The following is a 4,812-nucleotide window of genomic DNA, read 5'->3' on the forward strand; positions in this document are numbered from 1 at the left end:
TCACCATCGGGCGCCCGATGCCGCTCATCCTGACCCGCCGCTCCGAGAACGCCACCGTGACCCAGTGCCACACCGGCACCCGGGACCTCTCGGCGCACCTGCGGGGCGCCGACATCATCGTCGCGGCGGCCGGTGTCCCGCACCTCATCAAGCCCGAGGACGTGAAGCCGGGCGCGGCCGTCCTCGACGTCGGCGTCTCGCGCAACGGCGAGGGCAAGATCGTCGGCGACGTGGACCCTGGCGTCGCCGAGGTGGCCGCCTGGATCTCCCCGAACCCCGGCGGCGTGGGCCCGATGACCCGTGCGCAGCTCCTCGTCAACGTCGTCGAGGCCGCCGAGCGCGCGGCCGCGGCGCTCTGAGGTGACCTCCGGGACGCCGGGGGCGCCCGGCAATCCGGACGAAGCCGCGTCGCGGGCCGGAGGAACGGCGCCCGCCGCGGACGGTTCCAAGGCCGCGCCCGCCGCGGGCGGTTCCCAAGCCGCGCCTGCCGCAGGCGGTTTCAAGCGTCCGAAGCCCACCGTCGTCACCGCCGGTACCGCGCGCCCCGAGGGCGGGCGCCGGGCCGCCCCCGGCGACGCCCCGGCGCCCGCCCGCCAGTGGCCGCTGCTCACGGTCCTCGTGCTCGCCGGGCTCGGTCTGCTCGTGGTGGGGACGGACCCCTTCCCGGAGTCCTTCCAGTCCTTCCGGGTGGGGGCGATCCTGGTCGGGGCCGCGCTCCTCGCGGGCGCGGCGATGCGCCGGGTGGTGCCGTCCGTCGGCATGCTGGCCGTCCGCTCCCGCTTCACGGACGTGATCACGTACGGGGTGATGGGCGGCCTGATCGTGCTGCTCGCGCTCATGGTCCAGCCGGATCCGTGGCTGCGGATCCCGTTCCTGGAGGACGTGCTCCACCTCACGGTGACGTAGCCCGTCGGCCTTTCGGCCCGTGAAGTGCGGCGCCCGCCCTCTCCCCCGTGGGAGGGCGGGCGCCGTCATGATCAAGGGTCATGTACGTGCCAAGGTCGGTTCAAGCTCCGTCGGCGCGCTGTGGCACGGAAGTGACCATTCCGCTACGTCGGCTCCGCACCCGCCGGGCGCCCCGAAACCTCCCGGACGGGCGCCCGGAGCCTCCCCGGACGGGCGCCCGGAGCCTCCCCGGACGGGTGGCAGTGAGCCGGACCACAAGGGGATGGGGATTCGCGGGGGTCCGGGTCGGATAGCCTGACCGCTGGATATCTCTTCACGTCGAGACACCGATCGATCGCGTGATCGATCGTCGATCAGGGGAGCCGTCCAGCATCAGGGGCAGGGACCCCCACCGCCAGCTGTCTTACGGAGATCGCCATGACCCGCACTCCCGTGAATGTCACCGTGACCGGCGCGGCCGGCCAGATCGGCTACGCGCTGCTCTTCCGCATCGCCTCCGGCCACCTGCTCGGCGCGGACGTGCCGGTCAAGCTGCGCCTCCTCGAGATCCCGCAGGGCGTGAAGGCCGCCGAGGGCACCGCCATGGAGCTCGACGACTGCGCGTTCCCGCTGCTCAAGGGCATCGACATCTTCGACGACCCGAACAAGGGCTTCGAGGGCGCCAACATCGGTCTGCTCGTCGGCGCCCGCCCGCGCGGCCCGGGCATGGAGCGCGGCGACCTGCTCGCCGCCAACGGCGGCATCTTCAAGCCGCAGGGCGAGGCCATCGCCGCGCACGCCGCGGACGACATCAAGGTCCTGGTCGTCGGCAACCCGGCCAACACCAACGCCCTGATCGCCCAGTCCGCCGCCAAGGGCGTCCCGGCCGAGCGCTTCACCGCGATGACCCGCCTGGACCACAACCGCGCCCTGACGCAGCTGGCCCAGAAGACCGGCTCCTCGGTCACGGACATCAAGCGCCTCACCATCTGGGGCAACCACTCCGCGACGCAGTACCCGGACGTCTTCCACGCGGAGATCGCCGGCAAGAACGCCGCCGAGGTCGTCAACGACCAGGCGTGGCTGGCCGACACCTTCATCCCGACCGTCGCCAAGCGCGGCGCCGCGATCATCGACGCCCGTGGCGCGTCCTCCGCGGCCTCCGCCGCCAACGCCGCCATCGACCACGTCTACACCTGGGTCAACGGCACCGCCGAGGGCGACTGGACCTCCATGGGCGTCCCGTCCGACGGCTCCTACGGCGTCCCGGAGGGCCTGATCTCCTCCTTCCCGGTCACCTGCAAGGACGGCAAGTACGAGATCGTCCAGGGCCTGGAGATCAACGAGTTCTCCCGCGCCCGCATCGACGCCTCGGTCAACGAGCTCGTCGAGGAGCGCGACGCGGTCCGCGAGCTCGGCCTCATCTGAGGCCGGTTCCGGGCTGAGTCCGGCTTCCCGGACTGAGTCCGGCTCCACAGTCCCGGCGCCCCCGGGCCGTACGACCGACCGTACGGCCCGGGGGCGCCGTTTCATGTGTCCTCAGAGGCCGTTCGTCTCCCGGAGGCCCGTCGCCAGGGACGTCACGCCCTCCAGGGTCCGCACCAGCAGACCGTCCCCGAAGGTGATCCTGGTGGCACCCAGGCGGCCCAGTTCCGGGAAGCCCGGACCGCCCCGGACCGCCAGCGCGTTGACCGGCAGGTCGCCGAGGGCGGCGCGTAGGGCCGGGAGGTCGGTGGGCGGGGCCGCGATCGGGTAGACGCAGTCCGCGCCCGCCGACGCGTAGAGCTCGGCCCGGGCGATCGCCTCCGCCAGCGGGTCGGACGCCCGGCGGATGTACACGTCCACGCGCGCGTTGACGAAGAGTCCGGGGCCCGCCGCGGCCCTCACCTCCGCCAGCCAGTCCGCGTGCGCCTGCGGGTCCCTGAGCGCCCGGTCGGGGCCGCTGTCCTCCAGGTTGACGCCGACCGCCCCGAACTCCCGCACCCGTTCGACCAGTTCGGCCGCCGGGAGGCCGTACCCGCCCTCCAGGTCCGCCGTGACGGGGACGGAGACGGCGCGGACGATCCGCGCCACCGCGGCGAACATCTCCGCCGCCGGGGTCGCCCCGTCCTCGTACCCGAGGGAGGCCGCGATCCCCGCGCTCGGCGTGGCGAGCGCCGGATGCCCGGCCGCCTCGAAGGCGCGTGCGCTCGCCGCGTCCCACGGGCCGGGCAGCACGAGCGGACTGTCGGCGGGCCGGTCCCGGTGGAGGGCCCGGAACGTCTCGGCGCTCATGCGGGGCGCGGGGTGTAGTGGCCGGGCGTCATCCGGGTGGTGACGCCGATCCGGTTCCAGGCGTTGATCGTGACGATCGCGGCGATGACCCGGGCGAGCTCGGTCTCGTCGAAGTGCGCGGCGGCCTTCGCGTACACCTCGTCGGGGACGGAGCCGTCGGTGAGGACGGTGACGGCCTCGGTGAGGGCGAGCGCGGCGAGTTCGCGCTCGGTGTAGAAGTGCCGGGACTCCTCCCAGGCGGAGAGCAGCACGATCCGCTCGATGCTCTCGCCCTCGGCCAGCGCGTCCTTGCTGTGCATGTCGATGCAGAACGCACAGCGGTTGAGCTGCGAGGCCCGGAGCTTGATCAGGTGGTACAGGGTCGGGTCGATGTCCTTCGCGGCCGCCGTCTCCAGCCGGACCATCGCCCGGTAGAACTCGGGGAGGTGCTCGGGGAGGGACATCCGGGGCGCGTGCTCGTGGGCGTACGCGGTCTGCTCTGTCTCTACCGTCGTCATGCCGTCCACCGTACGAAGCCGATGGCGCACCGGTATGGTCCATTTCCATGGCGAACGACTGGGCCACTTTCGGGGCCGACCTCCATCTGGAAGTCCGCGGCACCCGGCTCCGCGCGGGCCTCATGGACGCCCTGCGGGAGGCGGTCCGCAGCGGACGCCTGGAGGCCGGTACGCGGCTGCCGTCCTCCCGCCAGCTCGCCGCCGACCTCGGCATGGCCCGCAACACCGTCGCCGACGCGTACGCCGAGCTGGTCGCCGAGGGCTGGCTCACCGCCCGGCAGGGCTCCGGGACCCGCGTCGCCCGCCGGGCCGCGCCGCGCCCGCCGGCGCCGTCGTTCCCCACGCTCTCGGCTTCGCTCGAGCAGGGGAGACCCCATTCGCCGCGCCCGTCGGCCCCGCCGGCCGGTACGGGCCGGGGCCGGCCCGCCGCGCCCGTGCACAACCTGAACTCCGGCACCCCCGACCTCGCCTCCTTCCCGCGCGCCGACTGGCTCAAGGCGTACCGCCGGGCCCTCACCGACGCCCCCAACGAGGCCTTCGGGTACGGCGATCCGCGCGGCAGGCCCGAACTGCGCGCCGCGCTCGCCGAGTACCTCGCCCGCGCCCGGGGCGTGCACGCCCGGCCCGAGCGGATCGTGGTCTGCGCGGGCTTCGTGCACGGCCTGATGCTGATCGGCCAGGTGCTGCGGGCCCGGGGCGTACGGGACGTGGCCGTCGAGTCGTACGGGCTCGGTCTCCACGACGGCCTCCTGAGAAGGGCCGGACTCGGCACGCCCGTCCTGGCCTTCGACGAACGCGGCACGAGGACCGAGGAGTTGGCCGCCCTCGACGGGTGCGGGGCGGTCCTCATGACGGCCGCCCACCAGTACCCGCTGGGCGGCGCCCTGCCCCCGGACCGGCGGGCGGCGGTCGTCGACTGGGCGCGGGCCTCAGGCGGCTTCGTCCTGGAGGACGACTACGACGGGGAGTTCCGCTACGACCGGCAGCCGGTCGGAGCCCTCCAGGGCCTCGACCCCGAGCGCGTCGTCTACTTCGGCACCGCGAGCAAGTCCCTCGCGCCCGGCCTCCGCCTCGCCTGGATGGTCCTGCCGAAGGGCCTGGCGACGGAGGTGGCGGCGGCGAAGGGGGACGTGGACTGGTCGTCCGGCGCGCCGGA

At 73.8% G+C, this 4,812-nt stretch carries 5 protein-coding genes and 1 pseudogene; 4 read left to right on the forward strand and 2 right to left on the reverse strand.

Going from position 1 to position 4,812, the window contains the following annotated elements; all coding sequences use genetic code 11:
* The 3 genes and pseudogenes from CCN56_RS33810 to CCN56_RS33820 form a co-directional block, all read left to right on the forward strand.
* Nucleotides 1-359, forward strand: a pseudogene (locus CCN56_RS33810) (bifunctional methylenetetrahydrofolate dehydrogenase/methenyltetrahydrofolate cyclohydrolase); the annotation flags it as partial.
* Nucleotide 360: 1 nt separating this feature from the next.
* Entirely contained in the window at nucleotides 361-906 is a 546-nt protein-coding gene (locus CCN56_RS33815) for a DUF3017 domain-containing protein (RefSeq protein WP_086831651.1), read from the forward strand.
* Between the two features lie 417 nt (nucleotides 907-1,323).
* Entirely contained in the window at nucleotides 1,324-2,313 is a 990-nt protein-coding gene (locus CCN56_RS33820; protein WP_086831652.1) for a malate dehydrogenase, read from the forward strand.
* A 111-nt stretch (nucleotides 2,314-2,424) separates the two neighbouring features.
* Here the strand turns inward: CCN56_RS33820 and CCN56_RS33825 are convergent, their stop codons facing one another.
* Together CCN56_RS33825 and CCN56_RS33830 are read right to left on the reverse strand one after the other, a co-directional pair.
* Nucleotides 2,425-3,159 carry an isocitrate lyase/phosphoenolpyruvate mutase family protein gene (locus tag CCN56_RS33825; RefSeq protein WP_086831653.1) on the reverse strand — a complete coding sequence of 245 codons (735 nt, stop codon included), beginning with the start codon at nucleotides 3,157-3,159 and terminating at the stop codon, nucleotides 2,425-2,427.
* The gene (locus CCN56_RS33830) at nucleotides 3,156-3,656 is read right to left on the reverse strand and encodes a carboxymuconolactone decarboxylase family protein (RefSeq protein ID WP_086831655.1); all 501 of its coding nucleotides are present in this window, start codon (nucleotides 3,654-3,656) and stop codon (nucleotides 3,156-3,158) included. The genes CCN56_RS33825 and CCN56_RS33830 overlap by 4 nt, the downstream gene beginning before the upstream one ends.
* Before the next feature lie 47 nt (nucleotides 3,657-3,703).
* Between CCN56_RS33830 and CCN56_RS33835 the strand changes: the two genes are divergently transcribed.
* The coding region (locus CCN56_RS33835) for a PLP-dependent aminotransferase family protein (protein ID WP_086831654.1) at nucleotides 3,704-4,812 on the forward strand (1,109 nt) is incomplete at its 3' end.

It is taken from the genome of Streptomyces sp. NRRL B-24572 (assembly GCF_002156145.1).
GTDB lineage: Bacteria > Actinomycetota > Actinomycetes > Streptomycetales > Streptomycetaceae > Streptomyces > Streptomyces vietnamensis.